General features: G+C 57.9%; 24 protein-coding genes. 20 read left to right on the top strand and 4 right to left on the bottom strand.

What is annotated here, in order from left to right; translation table 11 throughout:
- A partial coding sequence (locus tag M7439_RS10235; RefSeq protein ID WP_298343101.1) for an arginase family protein occupies positions 1–594 on the bottom strand: 594 nt, incomplete at its 3' end.
- A gap of 88 nt (positions 595–682) precedes the next feature.
- Between M7439_RS10235 and def the strand changes: the two genes are divergently transcribed.
- The 11 genes from def to M7439_RS10180 all read left to right on the top strand — a co-directional run bounded on the left by def (position 683) and on the right by M7439_RS10180 (position 9,658).
- The gene (gene def, locus M7439_RS10230; RefSeq protein ID WP_298348826.1) at positions 683–1,174 is read left to right on the top strand and encodes a peptide deformylase; all 492 of its coding nucleotides are present in this window, start codon (positions 683–685) and stop codon (positions 1,172–1,174) included.
- 2 nt (positions 1,175–1,176) lie between these two features.
- Positions 1,177–2,052, top strand: coding sequence for a methionyl-tRNA formyltransferase (locus M7439_RS10225; protein WP_298343095.1), 876 nt, complete (start codon positions 1,177–1,179; stop codon positions 2,050–2,052).
- A 530-nt stretch (positions 2,053–2,582) separates the two neighbouring features.
- Positions 2,583–3,065 carry a MogA/MoaB family molybdenum cofactor biosynthesis protein gene (locus M7439_RS10220; RefSeq protein WP_308464487.1) on the top strand — a complete coding sequence of 161 codons (483 nt, stop codon included), beginning with the start codon at positions 2,583–2,585 and terminating at the stop codon, positions 3,063–3,065.
- A complete protein-coding gene (gene ribD / locus M7439_RS10215; protein ID WP_298343089.1) occupies positions 3,062–4,210 on the top strand; it encodes a bifunctional diaminohydroxyphosphoribosylaminopyrimidine deaminase/5-amino-6-(5-phosphoribosylamino)uracil reductase RibD in 1,149 nt (382 codons plus the stop codon). Before M7439_RS10220 ends, ribD begins: the two co-directional genes overlap by 4 nt.
- Positions 4,211–4,348: 138 nt before the next feature.
- Positions 4,349–4,741: a ribbon-helix-helix protein, CopG family gene (locus tag M7439_RS10210; protein ID WP_298343086.1), complete on the top strand. Its 393-nt coding sequence runs from the start codon at positions 4,349–4,351 to the stop codon at positions 4,739–4,741.
- A gap of 41 nt (positions 4,742–4,782) precedes the next feature.
- Positions 4,783–4,992 (top strand): Fic family protein, encoded by a 210-nt coding sequence (locus M7439_RS10205; protein ID WP_298348824.1) that lies wholly within the window; start codon positions 4,783–4,785, stop codon positions 4,990–4,992.
- Between the two features lie 893 nt (positions 4,993–5,885).
- Positions 5,886–6,473: a riboflavin synthase gene (locus M7439_RS10200; protein ID WP_298343083.1), complete on the top strand. Its 588-nt coding sequence runs from the start codon at positions 5,886–5,888 to the stop codon at positions 6,471–6,473.
- On the top strand, positions 6,470–7,684 hold the full coding sequence (locus M7439_RS10195) for a bifunctional 3,4-dihydroxy-2-butanone-4-phosphate synthase/GTP cyclohydrolase II (RefSeq protein WP_298343078.1): 1,215 nt from the start codon (positions 6,470–6,472) through the stop codon (positions 7,682–7,684). The genes M7439_RS10200 and M7439_RS10195 overlap by 4 nt, the downstream gene beginning before the upstream one ends.
- Positions 7,685–7,942: 258 nt before the next feature.
- Entirely contained in the window at positions 7,943–8,461 is a 519-nt protein-coding gene (gene ribH, locus M7439_RS10190) for a 6,7-dimethyl-8-ribityllumazine synthase (protein ID WP_298343075.1), read from the top strand.
- Positions 8,462–8,467: 6 nt separating this feature from the next.
- Positions 8,468–9,343: an ATP phosphoribosyltransferase gene (hisG, locus tag M7439_RS10185; RefSeq protein ID WP_298343072.1), complete on the top strand. Its 876-nt coding sequence runs from the start codon at positions 8,468–8,470 to the stop codon at positions 9,341–9,343.
- On the top strand, positions 9,344–9,658 hold the full coding sequence (locus M7439_RS10180) for a hypothetical protein (protein WP_298343069.1): 315 nt from the start codon (positions 9,344–9,346) through the stop codon (positions 9,656–9,658).
- 608 nt (positions 9,659–10,266) lie between these two features.
- On the opposite strand, the gene M7439_RS10175 is transcribed toward M7439_RS10180, so the two are convergent.
- Positions 10,267–10,494, bottom strand: coding sequence for a ribbon-helix-helix domain-containing protein (locus M7439_RS10175; protein ID WP_298343066.1), 228 nt, complete (start codon positions 10,492–10,494; stop codon positions 10,267–10,269).
- A 467-nt stretch (positions 10,495–10,961) separates the two neighbouring features.
- On the bottom strand, positions 10,962–11,261 hold the full coding sequence (locus M7439_RS10170) for a hypothetical protein (protein ID WP_298343057.1): 300 nt from the start codon (positions 11,259–11,261) through the stop codon (positions 10,962–10,964).
- Between the two features lie 198 nt (positions 11,262–11,459).
- Here M7439_RS10170 and infC point away from each other — a divergent pair, with 198 nt between their 5' ends.
- From infC to M7439_RS10130, 8 genes are all read left to right on the top strand, one after another.
- On the top strand, positions 11,460–12,281 hold the full coding sequence (gene infC, locus M7439_RS13115) for a translation initiation factor IF-3 (protein WP_366525178.1): 822 nt from the start codon (positions 11,460–11,462) through the stop codon (positions 12,279–12,281).
- Positions 12,282–12,785: 504 nt separating this feature from the next.
- A complete protein-coding gene (rpmI, locus tag M7439_RS10160; RefSeq protein ID WP_298338539.1) occupies positions 12,786–12,980 on the top strand; it encodes a 50S ribosomal protein L35 in 195 nt (64 codons plus the stop codon).
- A 34-nt stretch (positions 12,981–13,014) separates the two neighbouring features.
- A complete protein-coding gene (gene rplT / locus M7439_RS10155) occupies positions 13,015–13,365 on the top strand; it encodes a 50S ribosomal protein L20 (RefSeq protein ID WP_298338537.1) in 351 nt (116 codons plus the stop codon).
- A complete protein-coding gene (locus M7439_RS10150; protein ID WP_374045753.1) occupies positions 13,355–14,176 on the top strand; it encodes a TrmH family RNA methyltransferase in 822 nt (273 codons plus the stop codon). The genes rplT and M7439_RS10150 overlap by 11 nt, the downstream gene beginning before the upstream one ends.
- Positions 14,177–14,734: 558 nt before the next feature.
- Positions 14,735–15,805 (top strand): phenylalanine--tRNA ligase subunit alpha, encoded by a 1,071-nt coding sequence (gene pheS / locus M7439_RS10145; RefSeq protein WP_298343051.1) that lies wholly within the window; start codon positions 14,735–14,737, stop codon positions 15,803–15,805.
- Positions 15,802–18,261, top strand: coding sequence for a phenylalanine--tRNA ligase subunit beta (pheT, locus tag M7439_RS10140; RefSeq protein ID WP_298343048.1), 2,460 nt, complete (start codon positions 15,802–15,804; stop codon positions 18,259–18,261). Before pheS ends, pheT begins: the two co-directional genes overlap by 4 nt.
- A gap of 550 nt (positions 18,262–18,811) precedes the next feature.
- On the top strand, positions 18,812–19,648 hold the full coding sequence (locus tag M7439_RS10135; protein WP_298343045.1) for a sulfite exporter TauE/SafE family protein: 837 nt from the start codon (positions 18,812–18,814) through the stop codon (positions 19,646–19,648).
- Entirely contained in the window at positions 19,649–20,089 is a 441-nt protein-coding gene (locus M7439_RS10130) for a DUF1634 domain-containing protein (RefSeq protein ID WP_298343042.1), read from the top strand.
- Positions 20,090–20,921: 832 nt separating this feature from the next.
- Here the strand turns inward: M7439_RS10130 and M7439_RS10125 are convergent.
- Positions 20,922–21,545: a hypothetical protein gene (locus M7439_RS10125; protein ID WP_298343040.1), complete on the bottom strand. Its 624-nt coding sequence runs from the start codon at positions 21,543–21,545 to the stop codon at positions 20,922–20,924.
- A gap of 1,720 nt (positions 21,546–23,265) precedes the next feature.
- Here M7439_RS10125 and M7439_RS10120 point away from each other — a divergent pair.
- Positions 23,266–24,493 (top strand): collagen-binding domain-containing protein (locus M7439_RS10120; RefSeq protein WP_308464486.1); only part of this gene is annotated, 1,228 nt, incomplete at its 3' end.

The raw sequence follows: 24,493 nt of genomic DNA, 5'->3' as shown, positions 1-24,493 counted from the left end.
GTCGTCGAGGTCGCCAGCGCCATAGAGTGGCCCCCGGGTGCCGACGTGAAAGCTCCGGTCTTGGAGCAAGAGCTGCTCTTCGAAGGCGCGGCGAAAGGGGGTTCCGTGGGTATAGGGGGCACCAAAGTAGGTGTCCCAGGTGTCGAGGTGAGCGTCGAAGTGGATGAGCGCGACCGGTCCGTGTCGTTTCGTGACCGCTCGTAACAGGGGAAGGGCGATCGTGTGGTCACCGCCGAGGGTAACAAGGCGATCAACGTGGGTCTGGAGTTCCCCAGCACGTGCTTCGATGGTCGCGATCGCCTCGTCGATAGAGAAGGGGTTGATCCCCATGTCGCCGGCATCGGCCACCTGGACCTTGCCAAAGGGGAAGAGATCCATCGCTGGATCGTAGGGGCGCAACAGCTGTGAGCCGGTGCGGATCGCGAGTGGGCCAAAGCGAGCGCCGGGCCGATAGGAGACGCCAGCATCGAAGGGAGCGCCAACGAGCGCGATGCTAGCAGTGCCCACCTCGGCCAAGGTGGGGAGACGAGCAAAGGTGGTCGAGTTCGAGAAGCGCGGCTCCTGCAGTGAGTTGCGTGGTCCGATGGGTTCCATTGATGACTCCTTGGGGTTGATGGGCCTAACGGTTGACATTGATGAGCGATGTTGGCGATCGACTTCGCTGCCTACTAGCCTAGAACCCGTGGCAATCCTCGCTATCCGAACTATTGGTGACCAGGTTCTCGCAAGCCGGTCGACTGAAATTGAAACCTTCGACGCTGCCCTGCAACGGTTGATCGACGACATGTTTGAGACGATGTACGATGCGCCAGGGGTCGGTCTCGCCGGTCCCCAGGTTGGCGTGGGTAAGCGTCTGTTCGTCTACGACGCTGGCGATGGCCCCGAAGTCTTTATCAACCCTGAACTGGTCGTTGCCGACGGCGAATGGGTCTATGAAGAGGGATGTCTCTCGGTGCCGGACTACTGGTGGGAGATCCATCGACCTGGACATGTGGTGATGCGTGGTCTGGATCGAGACGGAAAACCCCAGGAGGTTGAGGGCGAGGGTCTGCTCGGACGGGTTCTCCAGCACGAGTACGACCACCTGGAGGGCAAGTTGCTCATCACGCGACTGACCGATGAGGAGCGCAAAGCCTTCCATCGCACCATGCGAGAGAAGCTGATCGACTCCTAGGCGTGCGCATCGTATTCTTTGGCACTGGTCCCGTCTCGGTCGCGTATCTCTCAACGCTCCTCGATGGCGCATTTGATGTGGTGGGAGTCGTGACCAAACGACCAAAGCGCCGCGTCAGGAATGGCCCGCTCGAGGCAACCCCGGTTGCCCAGATCGGTGAGCAGGCTGGATTGCGTGTGTTCACGGATCTCGCTGGTCTTGGTGATCTCACCTTTGATCTCGGCGTCGTCGTCTCGTATGGCCGGATACTGCCAGCGGCGTTGGTGGAGACCCATCCGTTCATCAACATCCACTACTCGCTCCTCCCTGCTTTTCGGGGAGCGGCCCCAGTCGAGCGCTCAGTGCTCGCTGGCGGGTTGGCTAGTGGAGTAACGTTGATGCGTCTCGTCCACGAGATGGATGCGGGGCCAGTCTATGCAGCTCAGCCGGTCGAGATCGAGGGTCTTGGATTGAGCGAGGCCTATGCACGGTTGACTTCGGCGGGTTGTCAGCTGATGGGTGACTGGCTTGTCCGCCGTGATAGTTGGCTTGAGGAGGCGGCCCAACCCCAGGTAGGCTTGTCAAGCTACGCCCCAAAGATCACCGATGGGGACCTTCTCATCAGGAGTTATGAGTCGGCGCTGCAAGGTTATCGCCGTCATCTGCTGGAGCGGGCCTACTTCTACGCGGGTCCCAAGCGGATACGCCTCGTCAAGGCCCACATCGAGGAGGGAGAGACGGGTTCTTCACTCGGCACCATCGTCGAGGGCAAGATCCAGACGGCCAAGGGGCTGTTGGTTCCAGAACTGGTGCGACCCGAGGGTCGATCGACGATGAGTTTTGCCGACTTTCTCCGGGGTAGCGCGGTCGAACGTATCGGTACCCACCCCGAGCAATAGTGCCATCGCTGGGGCGATGCGCCGCCATGATACCGATCGCTGCACCTACTCTTTGGCGAGCACAATCGAACCAATAGGAGTAGTGCCGCGAGAGAGGAACCACGAGGTTTGCGCGCTGAGCGAAGGCGAGAACCTTTGGTTCTCTGGAAGATAGTGCCGCGCCGAGCCAACGAGCACCCTAGCTATGAGTGACGTATACTTGGGTAGCTGTCCTGGAGAACGGCTGGATAGCCGTTCGTCCTGGCTTGTGTTGGACCCGGTCCTCTCGGAGTGATCAGCGACAGAGGTGCGATCACGCTGAGGGCGGTCGGTGATCGATCTGCCCCCTGTTCAATCGGTAGCGAGACGGATTGGCTTGGCGAACGGTTGTTATCGGGGCGATTTGCTAGTCGAACCTTGACAGACAGAGGGCGCTAGGCCAGAGACAACACCAGGACGCACGAAGACAAGAGAGCACGACAACAAAGAGGGTACTGTGGTAGAGGGGAGGCACGGCAGAAGCGCCGTGCCAGTATTGGAGGATGCAGTCGATGCCAGCGGCCAAGATAGTGACAGTCTCTGATGGAGTGATCGCCGGGACGCGCAAGGATCGCTCCGGCCAGGCACTCCAAGAGCGCCTCAGCGGTCTTGGGTACGAGGTCGCGGACCGAATAGCCGTCGCGGATGGCGCTGAGAATGTAGCCTCGACTCTCCGGGGTGTAGCTGCCGGATTTGCGGGATTGATCGTGACCACAGGAGGCACCGGATTTGGTCCCCGTGATCTCACTCCGGAAGGTACACGGGAGGTGCTCGATCGTCTTGCTCCCGGTCTCGCGGAGCAGATGCGTGCGGCGAGTCCGCTGGGTGGGCTCTCACGCGGGGTTGCGGGAACTCTTGGATCCTGCTTGATTATGAATCTACCGGGTTCTCCACGTGGAGCGATCGAGTCACTCGATGCGGTCGTACCCCTACTGGAGCATGCCCTTGGGCTCATTGCGGGGGGCGATACCGAGCATCCTGCCTCCAGCCGATGAACGATACTGAACTGATGAGGCGGGCCCTCGGCTTGGGTCGGCGTGCGCGTCACGGATCGCCTCCAAACCCTTGGGTCGGTGCGGTCGTCGTGGCGGATGGAGGGGTCGTTGGGGAGGGTTGGACCCAACCCCTGGGCGGTCCCCATGCCGAGGTCGTCGCACTTGGTGAGGCCGGTGAGCGGGCTAAAGGGGCGACGATGTACGTGACCTTAGAGCCCTGTTCTCATCATGGGCGGACGCCACCGTGTGTTGATGCGATCGTGGCTGCTGGAATACGTCGGGTGGTTGCCTCGATCGTCGACCCCGATCCGCGGGTGGCAGGGCGTGGTTTTCTTGCCCTGCAAAGAGCAGGCGTGGCGGTTGAGGTTGGGGTGGAGTCCACCCGGAGCGTGCAAGAACTCATCCCGTACCTCGTGCAGCGACGCCTTGGCAGACCCTGGGTCCGGGCTAAGGTGGCGATGACCCTTGATGGTAGGGTGGCCGATCGAACTGGAGCCTCACAATGGATTACCTCTCCAGCGGCACGAGATCGCGGGCATGAACTTCGGGCGGAGTCCCAGGCGGTCGTCGTAGGGGCCGAAACGATGGAGGCGGATCATCCACTCCTGACCGCTCGGCCTGGAGGTGGTGAAGCCCCAACTCAGCCAGAACGGTGGGTTTTTGCTCATCGGAGCCTCTCGTATTGCACTCCAGGCGTCCAGGTGAGCACCGCGGCACCCCAGGAGTTCCTTGATGATTTGGGTTCGCGTGGAGTGTTGAGTGTCCTCATCGAGGGTGGACCGACGCTTCAGGGCTCTTTCTTTGCTGAAGGCCTCGTTGATGAGGTTTATGTCTATCTCGCTCCGATGATCTTTGGTGATGATGAGGCAAAGGCTGCCTTCCATCTGCCCGTCGGTCGACTCCTGGTCGATCCGATGCAACTCATTCCCATGGGTATGCAATCGGTGGGTGCCGACATCGAGTTATGTCTCTGGAGCGAGCGGGCTAATGCCGTGGCCGCTGCACTGAACGCCGAGCTCAGCCATGAGGCCGCGGCCACTGTGGACCAGTCGGGAGCTCATATACGTGAAGGAGCCAGTGTTTTGCCCCAGTGGTCATCCATTGGCGAGCGTTCCACCCACACCTCCTCCCCCGATGAGGCCTGAGTGTGCCGTCGGTACCGCCGATTGGCGTTCATGCTATGAGCTGCCACCTTGGAGGCAGCGTTAAAATCCAGGCGCAAAGCCGACGACCTCGTGGGAGGGATTGAAGCTCCGACAGTGCCTTGGGGTGAGTAGTAATGGATGAGAGCCCCCTCGCAAGGGCAACGCCGTGGACGCTGTGTTCGCGATAGTAGGGCAAGCGGTGGGCCTGCATCGCGGACCCTGGGTGCTGCCGCTCGATCCTTCTTCGAGCGTCTTGTCGAGAGGGGGAATACACCAGAGCTTGTAACGGAATGTAAGCTCAGCTTTGCTGAGACCATGAATACACGTACTACTACTATCCGCCTCCCCGGCACCACGGCTGAGGCCTTGGAGGTCGTCGCCAGAGTCGATAACCAGTCGGTCTCTGAGGCTATCCGGCAAGCTGTCGTAGAACACATCCGTATGCGTAGAGCGGATCCGGATTTTCAGCAGAGTCTTCAAGACATGCTCGAATCCCAGTGCGAAGTGTTCGAGAGGCTCGCTGAGCTTTGACCGAGTAGATGGGCATGGGCGGCTAGCTGGGAATCGCTGCGTTGATTCTTGGTATTGACGGGGAAGTGATGGCCAAGGGCGTTGATATCGGCTTGGCGGAATCTGCCTTAGCCGCACCTCGAGCATCGTTCGGAGGTATCGAGTTCTACCCACAACTCGATCAGAAGGCAGCTGTGCTACTGGAACGCCTAGTAAAGAACCACCCATTGCCAGACGGTAACAAGCGTTCCGCCTACCTCACAATGCGGTGATTTATTCTGATCAATGGCTACACCTGGACCCTGAACGATGCGGACGACATCGTCGCAACCATTGTCCGCGTTGCCACTGGGGAAATACGTACCGAGGAGCTGACACCGTGGATCACATCAAATGACGAGGCGTAGGTCGCTGATCGCAGGTGACGTTCGTGCTGACGGGCCGAGAGTGGGCCACTGGACAACCCGCTGATCTTGCCATGGCCGACAACATGCATGAAACAGTCCGGTACGCCTTGCTGGCAACGCAATCTGGGGTTGCAACAGTTGGTGTGTAGATGTGCTATGACGCTCTGTGACCATGTGGTAGACGTAGTATCCTTTTTGTGTCATCCAGGGACTTGGGAGGTGTCGCCGTCAACTAGACCTGGACGGAGAAGCCAGCCAGGGTTACGACTAACTGATCATCTCTCGACCGGAGTGCTTTGCTGCACCTTCGCAAGAGTTCGGATGAATTGACGTACACCACAGATGTGGCTACTGCTTGTTATGGAGTCATCGGACGTTGCTTGCAGCCTTTGTGATGCGACAAGAGTCTGATGTGGGGAGTTGCGAGAACCGATTATCGTCGCCTTGAGTATGGGCTCTCGATCTCGGTTCACCATAGGCTCTCCGATGTCACGCGACTCCTCGTCAGTACCATAGAGGTCATTAGATGAAGGAGATAGCGGATAGCGTTCGTGGTCCTGACGTCCAGAGGTAGGCACAACATCGATGCATACCCCTCACTTGGCACAGGCAACAGTTCAGATGACGGGAATCACTTCAGTGTACCTTCCCGACTCGTCCATTCTGAGCTGGTGAAATAGCGCTCGTTCACGTTGGTCGAGTCTTGTCCTCCGAGACAAACTAGGCTGGAGTAGCTGGAGAGCCGAAGGGATGGATCGATGTTCTCAGGGATTGTCGCCACGACGGTCACCTATCGTGGGCAGGGTGATGATGGCATACATCGTTTTGCCTTGGGTCAGTGGAGGCCCACGATTGCGCTCGGCTCCTCGATATCGTGTGACGGAGTCTGTTTGACCGCAGTTGAGGTGACCCCGGACTTCTTCGGAGTCGAGATCATTGAAGAGACGTTGCATCGCAGCACGTTTTCAAGCCTCGCGGTGGGTGCACGGGTCAATGTTGAGCAGAGTATCACCGCAGCTACGCTGCTCGATGGAGGCATCGTGCAGGGACACGTCGATTGTGTGGGGCACGTCACTCGCGAAGGGCAAGGTCTCGAGGTGGCATTTGACCGTCGATTTGATGCGTTAGTCGTTGAGAAGGGAGGCATCGTATTGAACGGTGTCAGCTTGACGGTGACCGCGGTCGGTGAAGGTAGTGCGAGTGTGGCGTTGATCCCTGAGACCCTACGCCGTACCAACCTCGGTGATCTTGGGGTCGGGAGTCCGCTCAACATCGAGTTCGATATTATTGGAAAGTACCTCGTGCGCCAACGTTCGCTCGAGCAACGGGAGGCGTGGAGTCAATGAGTTTTCATCCTATCGAAGAGGCGATCGCCGCGATCGGTCGAGGTGAGATCGTGCTGGTGGTCGATGATGAGAATCGCGAGAACGAAGGCGACCTGATCATGGGTGCTGAGTTTGTCGATGCCGAGAAGATCTCCTTCTACCTCGCCCATACCTCCGGTCTCATCTGTGTTCCACTCACCGGGGAGCGTCTCGACGAACTCGACATCCCACTCATGGTGGAGAATAATACCGAGTCGCACTTGACCGCCTTTACCGTATCGGTGGATGCTAAGCGTGCTGTCACCACCGGTATCTCTGCCTACGATCGAGCTAGCACCATCCGTGCCCTTGTCGATCCCTCCACCAAACCATCGGATTTGACCAGGCCCGGTCACGTCTTCCCGCTGCGCGCGCGCAATGGTGGGGTGCTGCGCAGGGGTGGACACACCGAGGCGGCCGTTGATCTCGCCCGTCTCGCGGGTATCACCCCAGCCGGAGTGATCTGTGAAGTGGTGACCGAGGACAAGCAGAATATGGCACGGCTTGATGAACTCACCAAGTTCGCCGAGACCCACGGGCTTGTGCTCATCTCGATTGCCGATCTCATTCGCTATCGGGCGGCCAACGATACGCTGGTCAAGCGTGTTGATGGGGCCACTGCCCGTATTCCCACCGCCTATGGAGAGTTCACCGGCATCGCCTATCAGTCGATCCTCGATGGGGAACAGCATGTTGCGCTGATCTTGGGAGACATCGCGGACGGCGAACCAGTGCTGGTACGGGTCCATTCGGAGTGCCTGACGGGCGACGCCTTTGGTTCGTTGCGTTGTGACTGTGGTCCCCAACTCCATCGATCGATGGAGATTATCACGCAAGAGGGTAGGGGGGTCATCGTCTATTTGCGTGGCCATGAGGGTCGCGGCATTGGACTAGCGCACAAACTGCGCGCCTATCAGCTCCAGGAGCAGGGACTCGACACGGTCGAGGCCAACGAGGCGCTCGGCCTGCCGGTGGACTCGCGCGATTATGGCATCGGCTCGCAGATCCTGGTTGACCTCGGAGTCACCAAGATGCGACTCTTGACCAACAACCCGACCAAGTATGGAGGACTCTCTGGTTTTGGCCTTGAGATCACTGAGCGCGTGCCACTCATCATTGAACCCCAGGCAGAGAATGTGAAGTATCTCCAGACGAAGGCGACAAAGATGGGTCATCTCCTCGACCTTGGGTAAGGGTCGGGGTCGTCTCGATCCAGATGGAGAACTAGCGGTGTCGTGCACCAGGGTGAGTATCTCGGCCGGTACGATGTCTCCGGTACGATAGAGAGGGTTGTAGTGGGTGCCAACTCCGTGCAGAACCGGACGATTACTGACCAGGCGGTAAGGTTGGCGCACAGTGGGTTGAGCTGGCATTGGAGTTTGGCTGGCATTGGATGCATGCGAGACGAGCCCATTTGACCACTGATAGCAGAACTCGAAGAGGGAATGGTGATGGCAGGAGATCAAGAACATGACCATGGTGGCGTTGGAACGGGTTACGAGGAGTTGACCGGTCAGCTACGCTATGAAAGCGGTGACCGCTTCGGAATCGTCGCCTCCGAGTTCAATCGGGTGATCGTCGATCCACTGTTGGCGGGGGCCAAAGCGGGCTTTCACACAGTCGGTGCTGATGACACGGCGCTGACGGTGGTGTGGGTTCCCGGTGCCCTTGAGATCGTGGGGGCGATCCGCCAACTCCTCCTGCGTCGATCACTTGCTGGTGTCATCGCTGTGGGCGCGGTTGTTCGCGGCGAGACCAGTCACTATGACGTGGTGGTCAACCAGAGTGCCGGCCAGCTGATGAGCCTTGCCGCTCGCGCCGAGGTTCCTATTGTCAATGCGATCCTCACGGTCGAGAACATCGAGCAGGGTCTGAACCGAGCCGGAGGCAAGGACGGGAACAAGGGTTTCGATGGCGCACTCTCGTTGGTCCGCCTCGTCGACCTTTACCGCCGTCTCGCAAAGGAGTAATCGTCAATGCTGAGGATAGTCGTTCCGAAGGGTAGCCTTGAGCGCGCGACTTTTGCGTTGTTTGCCGAGGCCGATCTTCCCATCGAGCGCAGCAGTGAGGTCGATTACCGGGCCACGATCGATGACCCACGAGTGCGTGAGGTGCGAGTTCTACGTCCCCAGGAGATCCCCACCTATGTTGCGGAGGGGTTGTTTGATCTCGGCATCACTGGTCGTGATTGGATCAACGAGACCCAAGCTGAGGTGGTCTCGCTCGGTGAGCTTCGTTACTCAAAGGTGACCTCTCGCCCGATTCGAGTGGTGCTGGCGGTGGCGGCCGACAGTGAGGTCCACGAGGTGAGTGATCTGCACGATGGTGTTCGCGTGGCCACCGAGTATCCAGAACTCACCCGTCGCTTCTTCCGTGAACACGGCGTAGAGCCGGTGATCTTGCTGTCCTACGGTGCAACGGAGGCCAAGATACCGGAGATCGCTGATGCGGTCGTCGAGATCACCGAGACCGGGAGGGCACTGCGTGCGGCTGGCCTCAGGATCATCGATACGGTTTTGGTCTCTTACACCGAGCTCATCGCCAACCCGATCAGCGCCGCTGATCCCGAGAAGCGTCATGCGATGGAGCAACTCCAGACGTTATTACTTGGGGCGCTGTCCGCTCGCGATCGAGTGTTAGTCAAACTCAACGTTGGGGCCGATCATCTCAGCGATATCATCGAGGCGTTACCAGCGATGAAGTCACCGACGGTCTCACAGCTCTACCAAGAGAGCGGTTTTGCCGTAGAGGCGGTGGTACCTCGCTCCGCGATCAACCTGCTGATCCCCCTCCTCAAAGATCGGGGTGCCACCGACATCCTTGAGCTCCCGCTCTCTAAGGTTGTTCCGTAGATGGGCTGGTTCGCTCGACGAGCTGGTCGCGACGGTTCGGCCGTTGCCGGAGCCGATGGAAGGCCACGAGCACCCTTTCCGACGGCCCTTTTTGACCAGAACCAGGTGATCGAGGGTGAGGTGGTCAGCTTTGATCCCCATGTCGGGCTCGGAGCAGTCCGGCTCGATCTGAAGCCACCGCGTGAGGTACGTTTTCACTGCATCACGATCGATGATGGATCACGGACCATTGGGGTTGGCCGACGGGTCACGGTGCGTCTCAAGCCATCGTTCGGTGGGGAACTCGAGGTGGCGGCGCTGCACAAGTTGGGGTGAGTTCCTCAGCTGGGGGCATTCTCACGCGGTCAGCCAGACCTTCGTGGGTAGCGCTGCGCCGAAGGCTCACATAACTGGTGATCCGAGCCTGGAGGTTTTGGAAGGCCCCTCGGATTCGAGCGGACTCCAAGGTCTCCAGTCGAGGGACTGGGACTACTACGAGAGACGCAGATAGGCATCACGGGAGAGTCGATATTGTGTGCTTGCGGTGCGCGCCTTGTCCGCAAGTGTTCTGTAGGGGGATCAACCATCTTGCTCGGTGTTCGAACGAGCTGGCTTCGCCACCAATTGGTCAGCAGATCTAGCAATCGGCGAGAGCGGTCAGCGATCGACGGATTTCGTGATATCGATCGCCCAAACTCCCGATTCACACTACTAACGCCGATCGCCGGATGCGTTGTAGGTTGTCGAACGACACTGCACACTCGACAACAAGCCCCTCCCCGTTGCCCAAGGGAATCTCGGTCGGGATGCTGCGCACGGTGCGAGGTATTAGCGCTACCACAATCCCGGTGAGACGGAGATCGCCTCGTTGCGAGTGACCACTAGGACCGGTCGTCGTTTGTCCTCGGCCTCCGCCCACCAGATCTCTCCTTGGGCGGGCAAGGCTACCAAGGTTCCTCTTGGATCAGTGTGCGGGTGGCCTCGTCGAGCCCGCCTAGTTCATCCTCAGTCTGTGGTTGAAGTAGGTAGCCCTCGACGAGGGCACGACCCGTTTGCTGGTGTCGATGTTGCTCCACTAGAGCTTCGAGGCCAAGTTGGACCGCTTCAGAGCGGGTCGCTACTGCCCCTTCGCTGACGAGGGCATCCACCGCGAGGAGAAGCTTATCATCCACCCTTGCAACCAGTTGTGCCATGCGATCAGTATGGCACAATGTAATGCGACGAGAGACATTCTGGGTCGAGGACGGCGCTAATTTAGCGAATCCCTACAGGCAGGAGGTAGTTCGTGAGAGGAGTGCGATTCGATCAGTCGTTGGTGGCCTCTTGGTGATCGACCGGAAGAAGCTGCGATGGCCATAGATCCAGGGTCGCGCAACACGCCAACGCGGAGGCTCCTTTGGAAGAACGCCCATCATCAACAAGCGGACAGGTGCGTCCCTTGCCTTGACGTTTGCTATCGACCCGAACGAGCGCTTCGACATCCTCATGATTAGGCGTCTTAGCTACCAAGTCGATGCTCGTGATCGTCTCACGGACGGAGTAGACCACGGTTGAGGGGCCGCTCAGTGTCGACCTCGGCACTGGAGAGTGATCGAAGGTTGGCGACGGTGAAGTGAGGCGGCGATTCTTGAGGGAGGAGTCAAACCTCGGTTACTGGGGGAGGAGAAGTTCGCGTGGGCTCATGGTCGAGTTTGGCGACCTGGATGAAGGCGGCTTGGAGTTGTCGAAGACCATCTTGGAGGGGTTCGCCCACCTCGCCGAGCCGATCCTCAACGGCGCTGAGTATTCCCGCGAAGGCATCGATGGCTAGGCTCGCATCGGTGAGCCGCGGAGGTGTCGCGCCTAGGTAGATAGTGGCAAGCTCGAAGAGCCCGTAGGCGTGGTTGGCTACAATGGTCGCTGGATCTGCGCTGAGTAGCTCCTGTTGGAGCTGCATCATGTGCTCTTCCTCTTGGGACATCGAGAGGTTGACCGCCCTTTCATCTCAGGTGAACAGGAGTTGGTAAGGTAGGGAAGCAGGCTCCTGACTGCTAGAGTAATTCTAGAAGGCTAAGCGGAGTTCTGTCTCCCCCCTACTGTCTCGTTGAAGAGCAGCTGGGTTCGGATAGAGTAATGCTGCCTGTCGTGAAGTTCACAGATTGGAAGGAGTAGCTCTATCGCCTCAACACCAGACCCCGATGCACGGATCAACGATCAAATCCGTGTCCGTGAGGTTCGCCTCGTTGGACCTGATGGCAATCAGCTTGGCATTAAGTCAATCCAGGAAGCACTGACGATGTCGCGTGCGCTTGACATGGATCTCGTGGAGGTGGCACCGATGGCGCGGCCTCCGGTCGCCAAGATCATGGACTATGGCAAGTTCAAGTTCGATCAGGCGCAACGCACCAAGGAGTCCAAGCGTAAAGCATCAGCCACGCAGATCAAGGAGATGAAGTACCGTCCCAAGATCGGGGTTGGAGATTTCGACACCAAGACGCGTCAAGTGGGCAAGTTCCTCGCCGAGGGTCATAAGGTCAAGGTGACCATCATGTTCCGAGGTAGGGAAATCTTTCACCCTGAACTCGGCCAGGAGATCCTGGAACGAGTCATTGAAGGGGTCAAGGAAGTTGGAAAGGTCGAGACCTTCCCGAAGCTTGATGGCCGCAACATGCTGATGGTGCTGGTGCCGGAGAAGCGCCCTGTTGCCAAAGGCCAAAGTGGATCCTCGCACGGCACCCCTAGGAGCGATGATCATGCGACTGGCGCTCATGTGAACGGCACCGGGCCAACCGATGCGCAGTCAAATGGCGTCCAGCCCAGTGCGTCTGCGGCGAAGGTTGCTGAGCCTACGGAAGAGGTCAACAGGTCAGACATTGCACAGGCAACCGCTGACGAGGTCTCCACATTAGAGGCGAGTACGACGTCTGCGTCGACACTCGCATCTGATGCGAATGTGGTGAACGAGGTCACCACTCCGTAGACACGCTTGGTACTCGCCTCCAAGATGGCTGGTGACATTCACGAAGGCTGGCTCAGGCATTTGAGTGCGTTTGACCGATAGCAGGTAAACCGACAGCAGGTAAGTAGTACTAGATTCGTGCGACAGGTTGGCAGTCCACGAGTGAGTTTCTCGTATCGGGGTTGACTCGCTTGTATGAGAGTTGTTAACCAGTCGGACCTAGGTGGACTGGACGGGGTGGGTCTCGCCAGTTCGGATCGAGGCTCGCAGAGTAGGCGCGTCGAGGCTCGTGGGAGGAATGGTACATCCATTGCTGGTAGGAGGGTTGGGTGCGCTTGGCAGTGTTGGGCGGTAAACGGTTTTGGAAGTAGTTCGTATCGAGTGAGGATGTCAGAAAGGGCAAAGGACGAGTGCCTGAGGGTCTAGGTCCAGAGCCCGCGGGGTCTTCGCGATCGTGATGGTAATGCAAGAGAGAGTTCCAGTGCATCCTGCAGGGTGCTTGGAGGGTAGAAAGGTGACAGAGAGATGCCGAAGATGAAGACTGACAAGGGAGCCAAGGCTCGATTCAAGGTTACGGGCACGGGCAAGTTGCGACGTCAGCATGCGTTTACTTCGCATCTGTTGGAGAAGAAGTCGTCCCGTCGCATGCGTCACCTACATCAGAGCGTTGAGGTGTCGAGTGGTGACGCTCGTCGTGTGAAGAAGTTGTTGGGGCGGTAATTAGGCCGGTCGGGAAAAGTTCAAAGGAGAAAATATGGCACGGGTTAAACGATCCATCAATTCAAAGAAGCATCGCCGTAAGATACTCGAGCTAGCGAGTGGTTATTACGGCAACAAGAGTCGGAGCTATCGCGCCGCTCACGAGCAGGTCATGCACTCGTTGCAGTACGCCTACCGTGACCGTCGCGCACGCAAGGGTGAGTTTCGTCGTCTCTGGATTCAGCGTATCAACGCTGCTGCACGGATCAACGGCACGAGTTATTCGCGCCTGATGTTCCAGATGAAAGAGGCGGGGGTTGAGGTCGATCGAAAGATCTTGGCCGACCTCGCGGTCACTGATCCAGGTGCCTTTGCCCGTTTGGTGAGTTCAGTCTCTGGTCGCTAACGCATCGCACGCCGAACTGGCCCATCTTCGAGAGCTTCTTCGTTCTCGCACCGAGCGCCGAGCCTCGCGTACCTATGTACTCGAGGGTCGGCGCTCGGTCGATCAGGCGATCGATCTCGGGGCAGCGATCGAGTTGGTCTTTGTCACCGCCGAACGATTGGAGAACTACCTCCAGCTGGGGGATTGGCTGCGCGTGGTTCCAGAGCGTCGGCTTGCGCAGATATCGTCGTTGACGAACACCGATGGCGTCATCGGGCTCGCTCCGATGGAGACGACGACTCTTGCGGTGCTCGCCACCCAGGAGTGCATTCTCTTCCCAGTTGGACTCCAAGATCCCGGCAACCTCGGGACGTTGATCCGTTCCGCACTCGCGTTTTACCAGCGGGTGGGCCTCGTGATCGGGCCACGGACGGTGGACCCATTCTCGCCCAAGGTCGTGCGTGCCACCACGGGGCTGATCTCGTTGGTGGCCGTAGGTGAAGTGGAGGACTACGAGCAGAGCCTCATCGAGCTCGGTGACGCTGGTGTGAATCGTCTTGCCTTGGTGCCTCACGTCGAGGGCAACCTTGGGGAGGTATCATCATCGGTGCCACTGGCGTTGTTGGTTGGCTCAGAGGCGCATGGGGTCGGGGACACCCTCCTCGACTACTGCGACGGTGTGATCTCGATCCCTCAGCATGCTCACGTTGAGTCGCTCAACGCTGGCGTCGCTGGATCGATTGCACTCTTTCAATTGGCACAGGCCCATGGAGTGTCGATCCCAGGCGGCACGACTGTGCCTAACACGACTGCACCCGGGACGGACGAGTAGGGGGCGGCTGAGGCAGTGAAGATGGGTGCGCGTACAACACCGTTGGACAGAGGGCCGTTCGACAGAGGGCCTGTTGAATAGAAGACCGGGGCCGGTGATAGCTGTCAGCCCCACGAGCCGAGCAGTTGGCCCTCAGTAGGTCTTTGGGGGTAGGCAAATGAGAACCTGTTCTCTTGATCGGCGCAGGGTATTTTGGGCACTTGCGATGCTCCACCTGCGAGTATCTTGATGAGGTCGCCGTGCCTTGATGCACCCGCGAGCGGGGGCGATGTGATCGGTCGGAGTCTTCGTCACGGGTTTCACCGGTTGGTGATCACCCGAGTGATACGCCGTCTGGCTGTGACGATGGAGCTCGCACACACGAGAGGCCAGTGGTTGTGATGCTGGGATTTGACCGATTGGGAGGCTGCGTGATTGAGGGATCGTTTGAGCGGATGAACCCATCGCGGTGGTCAAAGTTCGCTAGTACGCTACCGATATCGCGATCTCGGCCATCACCGATGGCCGTGATCAGCGTTTATCCTGGTTAACAACGCCCAAGAGAAAGGTATCCTCTGCATGGCCGAGATTGATGTGACACTGGCGGAGCTCACGGACTTCTGTGACGAAAGTGTTGCCAAGTTGCGCACAGCGATGACCAACGCTGAGTTGATCGCTGCCAAGGAGGCGATTCACGCGCACACCACGCCACTGGCCTCGATCCAGAGGGCAATGCGCAACATTGCCCCCGAGGATCGTCCACGCATTGGTGCTGCCTTGCATGAGGCACGATCGCAACTCGAGGAGGCGATTGAGGCCAACGAACGCCGGGTCGGAGCGCTTGAACTGACCGCCCGACTCCGGGCTGAACACGATGACATCGCCGCCTACCTGCATCCGGGGCGACTCCACGGCACGGGTGCCCTCCATCTTCTGACCCAGACGCGAATGATGCTCGAGGACCTCTTTATTGGGATGGGTTTTGTCGTCGCTGAGGGCCCCGAGGTGGAGACCGAGTGGCACAACTTTGAGGCGCTCAACATCCCAAAGTTTCACCCGGCACGGGCGAATCAGGATAGCTTCTACCTCAACTACGGTGAAGCTGATTCCACGCTGCTACGTACCCACACCTCCCCGGTGCAGATCCGACTGATGCAAACGAGTCAACTCCCAATCTATGCCATCGTTCCTGGTCGTGTCTATCGGCGCGATACCCCTGATGCCCGTCACACCCCCGCCTTTCACCAGCTTGAGGCCCTCGTGGTTGATCGCGGTATCACCTTTGCGAACCTGAAGGCGACGATCGAGCACTTTACCTCTGCTTACTTTGGCCCTGACATCCAGGCACGCCTGCGACCGGCCTACTTCCCCTTTACCGAACCCTCGGCGGAGTTTGAGATCACCTGCACGCTCTGCAAGGGTGTTGGTTGTCGTACCTGTTCGGGGACGGGTTGGATCGAACTTGGTGGATCCGGGATGGTGCACCCCAACGTCTTTGCTCATGTCGGGATCGATCCCGAGGTCTACAGCGGTTTTGCCTTTGGCTTTGGGATCGACCGGTTGGTGCAGATGAAGGTTGCCCTCGGTGACATGCGGATCCTGCCGGAGAATGATCTACGTGTGCTTGCACAGATGAGAGGAGTGTTGTGAAGATCACCCTGACATGGTTGGCGGAGTTCCTCGATCTCGGTGTGCTCTTCGATCTAGAGGAGGCGGTTCGCGTCGGTCCCGGTCATGCGGGGATAGGACGACTTGTGGATGCGATGAATGAACTCGGCATGGTGGTTGAAGGGGTGGAGCATGCACCCGCGTCCCTTGATGGGGTCGTTGTGGGCGAGGTCGTCTCGCTCGAGCCGATCGCAGGGGCGGACAAGATTCGGGCCACCTTAGTCAACGACGGCGAGGGGGAGCCCAAGTCGGTCGTGTGTGGCGCCTGGAACTTCCAGGTGGGGGATAAGGTTCCGTGGGCTCGCCCGGGGGTGACGCTTCCGACAGGGATGACGTTGACGGAGCGCAAGATGCGTGGAGTGGTCTCGCTTGGCATGCTCTGTTCGCCAGTGGAGGTGGGAGTCTCCTCTGAGGCCGGAGGTCTCTTGGTACTCGATCGGGCGACGCCAGTTGGGGTCGATTTTGGCGCGCACTTTGGTATCAGCGATGACGTGGTCTTTGACCTCGCGATCGAGGCGAACCGGCCTGATGCGAACTGCGTCCTTGGGGTCGCTCGTGATCTGGCGGCATGGCTGCGGGTCGATTTCTTCGAACCAGTCGCGCCAACTTCTCTTGCGATTGTTGACGATCCTGAACCCTCAACGGATCCAGAGGCCTCGGATCGGCTGTTGCTTGCGACACTTGGCGGCCTCGAGACGGCGACCTTCCCATTGCGGTTAAGTCGACGGCTGCACCTGGGCGGCATGCGCTCGATCTCACCCGTGGTGGATGCAAGTAACTATGTGATGCTCGAACTCGGTCAACCGACCCACCCCTACGACGAGGCACAGCTCGGAGGAGGGACCATCGCTGCTCGTTTTGCCAATGCTGGCGAGGAGATCGTCACTCTCGATGGATCCACCCGATCGCTTGAGACCTCCGATATCGTCATCGTCGACGGCAATGACCAGGTGGTCGGTCTCGCTGGTGTGATGGGAGGACTCGCCACGGAGGTGAGCGAGGCCACCACTTCGGTCTTGCTCGAAGCAGCCCACTTTCGCGCGTCTCGGATCGCACGGACCGCAAAGCGGCTGAACGCTCGGAGCGAGGCATCGGCGCGTTTTGAGCGTGGTACCGATCCCGCGATCCTGGAAATGGCGATCGTGCGTATCGCTGAGTTGGCCAATCTTCGGATCGAGGGTCCGCTGCGCCGCCGGATCGATGTCGTTCAACCAGCGCCACCGATCGAGGTCCGTGCCGCTCGCATCGGTGCGATCCTTGGTCATGAGCCCGCCGAGGAGCTCAATGAGGTGCTCGAACCTGGTGGACCATTGGAACACATCGGATTCACGATCACTCGGGTTGGAGAGCTCTATCGGGTGACGCCCCCCAGTTTCCGTCCTGACGTCACCAGCGAGATCGAGGTGATCGAGGAGGTCGCTCGTCACTTTGGTTATCAACGCATCACCTCGACGCCGCTTACGGTCGCCACCAGTGGCGGCCTGAGCGAACGTCAGCAACGTATTCGTCGGCTCAAACAGCTGTTGGCGGGTATGGGGATCTTTGAGGCGTGGTCCGTCACCCTCGTCTCACCCGAGGAGCGAGAACGAGCAGGAGGCGCTGGTGAGCCAATCGAACTGGCCGATCCGCTGGTTGCCCAAGAGTCGGAACTGCGCCAGACGGTGCTGGCTGGTCTCTTTCGCTCACTGCGGGGCAATATCGTCCGGCGCTCGAGTCCGGTCGCGCTTTTTGAGGTAGGTCCGGTCATGCTGCGTTGGCTGGATTCAGGGACAAATGCGGGTGAAGGGGATGCGGCGAGCCAGTCCGTATTACCCGACGAGAAGCTCAGACTTGGGGTGCTCGTCGAAGGAGTAGATAACGGACTTGCGGCGATCGCTCCCGTGCTCACCGCGGTGGTGCGATTCTTCGGGGTCGAGGGAGTGTCTCGGGTATCTCCCTTGGACCAAGAGCTCCTTAGTTGGCCCCGCCTGCATCCCGGTCGGTCTTCGAAGGTCCTCATCAGAGACCAGGTGGTGGGGGTGGTAGGAGAACTCCATCCCAACCAGATCCCCGAGGAACTCACGCACCTGGTAGGCGGGCGGTACGGCTATCTCGAGATGGATTTCGAAGCCCTCGACGCGGCGATGCAGCCAATTCGCACGGTAGTGGTCCCCTCCATCTATACCGCAAGCACGCTTGATCTCTCCTTCGCACTCCCACGCGGGGCTGCGGTCGAGCCGCTCGTCGCGCTGATCGAGGAGATTGCCGGTGAGCGCTGTGCTGATCTGGCGATCTTTGATCGCTTTCGGCCTGTGGATGATCCGGAGCATACCTATATTGGTGTTCGGCTTCGTCTTGAATCAGTTGACGGGGTGATCGAGGACGACGTGGTCCAGACGCTCATCGACGCTATTGAGGTACAGGCAAGGGCCCTCGGAGCGCAGCTTCGCCGCGGGTGATCGATCGCGGGTTTGGGCAGTGACCGCTCGACTGGCCTCGTTGTCGTTAGCCCGCTAGGGGGCGCCCTGATAGGGGTCTGTTCGGCATTTGTGTGGAGTGACTCAGTAAATGTGAGTGAGATACACCCAAGTAATCTTGGTGATGGCAGCGCATGTTTACATGAAAGCCCGGTTGGGTGACACTCTGCAATAGGTCCGACGTCGAGAGCCGGATGCGTTCAAGGGCACCTATAGATAATGGTTGATGATAAGTAGCGTATCTAAACGCAGTATAGGTTATTTAGTCTCATCTTAGCGTAATCAGTAGTCATTCATCGTGTGGTCATCGCACTGGACCCTATCAGATATTTGAGTAACTCCCATTTTGATAACTGACGCAATACTTTAGACGCAGTCTTGGCGAGGGGCCCGATCATCGGACCTGTCCGGTCATCCGGACAAGTGAGGCTTCCAGACCGCCGTGAGCTGCGATATTTGGTCTGATTAGGTACTTGGCTACGGAATACGTCGGGGTTCTCGCAACGGTTAGGTTTCTGCTAGATTGTTTAGCGTGTCACCTATAGATTTCGTAGTACTGTTGGCGTTGATCTCGATCCTGGCCGGTGTGCTTGGCTCGTTGGTCGGTCTGGGCGGAGGAGTGATCGTCGTCCCGGTACTGACGCTGCTCTTTCATGTTGATATCCGCTTGGCCATCGGTGCCTCCATTATTTCAGTGATCGCGACCTCTTCGGGTGCAGCAGCGGCGTATGTCAGAGAACGTATGACGAACCTGAGGGCCGGCATGTTTTTGGAGATTGCCACGACCACAGGTGCGGTGACGGGTGCGTACTTAACCACCGTTCTGCCAGCAAGGTTTCTCTTCATCCTGTTTGGAGTAGTGCTCGGGTACTCGGCGATCGCGATGTATCGGAAGCGCAAAGCGGTCTCACTACTCTCGGTGTCCAACGATAGGATCGCCAACTACTTCAAGCTCCACGGGAGTTACTACGACGATGCGGAGAAGAAGGAGATCACCTACAAGGTGGTTGGCACAAAACCTGGCCTTGCGCTGATGTTTGTCGCGGGAATGGTATCGGCCCTGCTGGGTATCGGTTCGGGTGCCCTGAAGGTTCCGGCGATGGATCTCGCGATGCACCTTCCGATGAAGGTCTCGACGGCGACGTCAAACTTCATGATCGGTGTTACCGCGGCGGCGAGCGCCGGTGTCTACTTCGCTCGCGGTCAGATCGACCCGATTATCGCTGCTCCGGTGGCCGCTGGCGTTCTTGGAGGTTCCATGTTGGGAGCCAAGGTGCTTGGACGCATTCACTCGGGAAAGGTGCGCATCCTCTTCGTGGTGGTGCTTGCCGTCATAGCTATCGAGATGTTCCAAAGGGGGCTGTTCTAAATGGCACAACGTGAAAAGACTCCAGAGGAGCTGGAGAGACTCGAAGAGAAGGTCCGCCAGACCGAGGTCGCGATCAGCTGGGTGTTGCGCGTTGGTGTAGTGCTCTCGGTGATCATCGTGACGATCGGGTTGGTGATCATCTTCATTCACCATCCTGGCTATGCCAAGATCACCGGCGGTGTCTCGTACCATACGGTCGCTGGCAAGACGGCGCTCTTTCCGCATACTTTTGGTGGCATCATCAAGTACCTCAAAGCTGGCAAGAATGGTGAGGGCCGCGGAATCGTCGTCATGGGGCTGATCGTCCTCCTTCTTACCCCGATTTTGCGGGTAGTGACGGGAGTCGTGAGCTTTATCTACGAGGATGACCCACCGATGGCGATCGTGACCGCTTTTGTGCTCTTTGTGCTGATCATGTCGTTTGTGCTCTCGGGGGCATAAGACCTGAACCGATCACGAGATCCGTCTCTCGAAGTCCCCAACACCAGGTTGGGGACTTCTCGGTTTTGGTGTTCTTCTTGCGATGTCTACCTTGGTGCTCAAGCTCTCGTGAATAGCTATTCGGATGTATCGTGTCGATTCCTGAGGATGGTTTGTGAGCCTGCACGGCGTCTGAAGCCTGCGTTCAAGGAGTGACGAGAACCTTGAGCTGCACAGACTGTGTTCTGGTGCGTTCGCGATGTCGGTTTCTGTGTTACCACAGGGTTTGGAATGAGCCTGGTGTCGAACTGGTGATGTTTTGGTTACGGCAAGTTGATGACGCCGCCGCGTGGTGTGGTGGCCGTAAGTCGTGCGGGTTTTGGACGAGTCGTAGTGCTGTTGAAGTAGGCGAGTGAGAACCTTAGTGCGGCGCAAAGGCTCGGCGCGAGAGTCTGGTTAGCTCATATCTGGGAAGAATCTCTTCGGCCAGGTAGGGATCTAGTACCTCTCGCAACTTGGTCGCGGGCTCGTAATCCCTGGTGCAACCAATCGCAGCTCTCCTGTAATCGCTGAGTTGCGGTCAGGAGTGGATTGAGGGCGATGGTGCTGGAGGACAGCGGAAGAGGACGGTTGTTGAGAGGGCCGGTTAACAAGAATTATGTTAGTTTCCGTTCGGAAGCGGGAACCATGCAGCGATAGGCTCGGTGTCCATGTTGGACAGTTGACGTTGGGTGTTGCGCTGCCATTCCGACCAATGGCCATGTGTGGCGGTGCGAGTGGCGATGATGTGCACAGGACGCACTCCCCCTACGGACCTCACGGAGCGCGCGGGTCCTGCATCCGTACTGGCACGTTAGCGTGCTCGACCATAGTGGCGAAGGATCGCCTCCGTCACAATGCCGGACATTGAGAGAGTCACTCCGTCCTTCATCCGCTTGAGTCCCAGCGCCTCTGACTCAGTGAGGTAAAGCGGGACTGAGCGCGGTTCATCAAGGCGCTTCCTGCGGCGAATCACCCTTGGCGGTCCAAAAGGATCCTCATCCTTTGCGTTCGGCACTGCGAACTGAGATGCGATCTCGCGGTAGTGTTGACGGAGGGCAATCATCACAACCTCACCTCGCGCAAGTTGTGTCTTTCGGGTCGTTCGGTCGAGGACCTCGCGAGCCTCGCGAGGGAGCGAAAGGGTAACCACTCGCAGGTTGCCGTTCGGTGTTCCTGGGATTGAGTCCGGTTGCGATTTGCTTGGTTCCATTGTTCTGGCCGGTACTGTGGTGCTGGAGTTCTCTGGTTGGGGTAGGTGCGTTTCGACAACTGTTGGTGGAGTCTTTGCAGTGATAGTGGGGATATACGAGAGGTCGATGCCAGCATCCTCGGCGGAGAGAGGTTCAGGAGTTAGGGATGGTGCGATTGGAACTGTCCCACCAAAGTCGTCAGCGATATCACCTGTATGTCGATTGAAGTAGCGATCAGGTTGCATTTCGTTCTCCTTTGTTTTCGTCTGATGGGATCGTGGTCAGGTCACAATGGTCATGAAACACAGGGCGAAATCGGTCTGAGCACTGACCGGCCAACTCATAAAGATATGGGGGTACGTGGTGTACCGAGACTGTTGCGGGAGGTTGTGGATTCCAGTGGTCTGTTTGTGATCGAGGAGATTCAAGGTTCCCTGCAGCAGCAAATACACGTGCTAGATCAGGTAGCCGAGTTGCGCGGAGGCCGCTAGTCGGGGGTGGTACGGGTGGCTCATCGTAGGCGAAATTGGAGCAGCGACTACCGCATGGAAGCACCAAAGAGGTGCCGAACGGGTTGGTATTTGGTTGACCTGAATAGGTGTACACGCGAACGACACCAGTGATGTGACGCTTGTTGGATACGCGTCGGGCCAATGTGGGTTGTGAAGGATCGAGCGACGTGAGTACTGCGGTCGTGTCGTGATGTTTGGGCTGAAACGAGAGACATGATCTGCGATTGGTATCCCTGGGCGGTTGGGCTGGAACCACACCCGTGGTAGGGCATTTGTTGCTCGCTGCGGTAGCTGTTTCGACTGAGGCAACGGGTTTGCTAGGGCTACGAGAAGGCTGAAACAAACACATCGCTAGAGGACCCTTTTCGAAGGGGGACTGATCATGCAGCCCGAGTCGTTTGGGAAGGGATGTCGGGTATTCGTGCGCGAGCCAAAGGTGCGTGTTGGAGCTGTCGACGGGCAAGGAGGGCAGATGCCGATCAGCTAGAAGCGGCTTAAAGGGGGGGTGGGGCACTCCGATTGACTGTGATGAGAGGGTCGGTTGTTGGATGAGCCGAATTGGGAGTTCTGGAAGGTTCTCAACATGACTCGGAAGCAGCCCACAGTACGGGCCCAGGTTGTACTTCTTTGACTTGGGGCAGAGAATATCCGGGGGCCTCACAAAGCGTTAGTTTAGCCAGACCTGTGGCTGGGCTGATGCATATAGTCATCAACTCATTGAACCATAACATTTACGTAAGGCTGTAATACGAGGCAGTGAGCAGCCTGCCATCAAGCTGTGGTTTATGTGGTATCAACCTAGTAGTAAAACTACTTCAATGCTTCTGCTTGGCGCATCGGATCTGATGGTTGGTGGGAGGTCAGGTCGGTGAAGCTGGAGAAAAGTTGCGGATTAAGACAAACCGCATACCTAGAGTGGTAAAAAGTCGCGTTATCGGATGTAGCTCAGAAAATCTTTAGATAATTTTCAAAATAATGCAGTGACTGGGCTATGAGTGTGATTAAATGAAAACCGTATCTTCTTCGGATCGCCGTCAAGTGCCAGATGGTCGAGCTGCGCTACGTGGAAGTAAGCGTATTTGAAACTGATCGGAATAACCGGTCTGGGTTGTTTGGGAGCGGGTGTACGGTGAGGCTGCTAAGTGGGCGCGCAGTGGCGAGCGGTGTGATCAGATCAGCGATGGCGATTATCGCCGCGGTTGGATTGGTGGGGCTATCTACCCTCGATTCGGGTTCGGTGTCGAAGGTACCCACATTAGCTCACACACAGCTCAGTGGCTCCACCTCGGTTCTTCTTGGCAACAGCAGCAACGATGGAGCCTGCTCCAGTTCTATAATCCCAGAGCCTGGTAATCCTTCAGAGTGGCTATTTATACTAAATGGGTTTAGTGGTTCATTCAAGAATGTTGCTCCTCCAGCATATGTGACTATTACTTGGCAGATCGATGGTACGTTGACGTCGGCTAGTCAGTACACAACTCAGGTCCCCTTATATGTGTTGAATGGCGGTGCTGCGCAGTATTGGGGTTACCAGCCAGGTGCTTTCCCGATCAGCGGGACTGCCGTGGTTAATGAAACGGGTTTTAGTGGCAAGTTCGTGATCAGCGGGGGTCCCGGTTGTGCGGGGTCCGGGACTCCGGTTCCGCCGCAGGCATGTGTTGGGACCGGCACTGGTGGGTACGCGCTAGGGACGGCCGGTTATTTCACGTTGTTTGTGGATGGTACGGGGGCTGAGGACTTGACTGCCTCTGACACTACTGGTGCCGCGGCGTTTGCTGGAGCGGTCACGGCATCGAATTTCACTGTTGAAGACACTGCTAATCCTGCCTACTATCCAGGCTTTTATGGCTACAACGGTGCCTCTCTAGTTGTCGCCGGTTCGTCTTCGCAGGCGAGCGGCGGCACCTTCAATGTTCAGAAGGGAAACTACTTTCTTGGCCCTGATTCTTCTGCAGTGACAGTGAATCCAAATGGCCTTGGTGAGGAGTTAACTTCTGATCCAGTTAATTTCAGCCAAACCACTACTGCCCTAACTCAGGATGCAAGCACATGGGCGGGTTATACAGCGAACATGTCGGTATCGCAAAGTAACTCTACAACGACAATTATGCCCACGATTTCAACTGAGCCACCTCCACCAATGTACGTTGCGAATATTTCGCAGTCTGTTTTGAATGGCGAGCCAAACGTGAACGTGACGGGGACGGGAAACACGCCCGTGATCATCAACGTCACTCCATCGTTGTTGACTGGCAGTACTACGCTCTCAGATGTTAAGAGCGTTGAATTCAACGGCTCTCCCGTTGGTTCCACCAATGCCATGAACACTGTTTTGTGGAACTTCGGCTCCGCTACTGGGGTTGCGTTGTACTCGAATGTACAGTGGGGTGGTGCGGTCCTGGCTCCTAGTGCGACGTTGTCGGGTGCTTCTCAAATTGATGGAAACGTAATCGTGAGTGACTTCGCCAGTTCGGCAGAGACTCATGGTAATCAGTATTTGTTCACGGGATGTGTCACTTCTCTGCCTCCGCCTCCACCCACTCAGGCCGTCGTCTCCATCGCCAAGTCGGTCTCAAGTTCGGCCACTGGAACCTTTGGTCCCTCGACCACCTTTACGAACTACACCGGCAACACGGCCTACTTCCAGGTGACCGTCAAGAACTCGACGACGAGCGCGGCCA

Origin of the sequence: Ferrimicrobium sp. (genome assembly GCF_027319265.1) — a bacterium.
Lineage (GTDB): Bacteria > Actinomycetota > Acidimicrobiia > Acidimicrobiales > Acidimicrobiaceae > Ferrimicrobium.
Note: the sequence above shows the minus strand (reverse complement) of the source record. Positions and strands in the feature narration are given on the sequence as shown.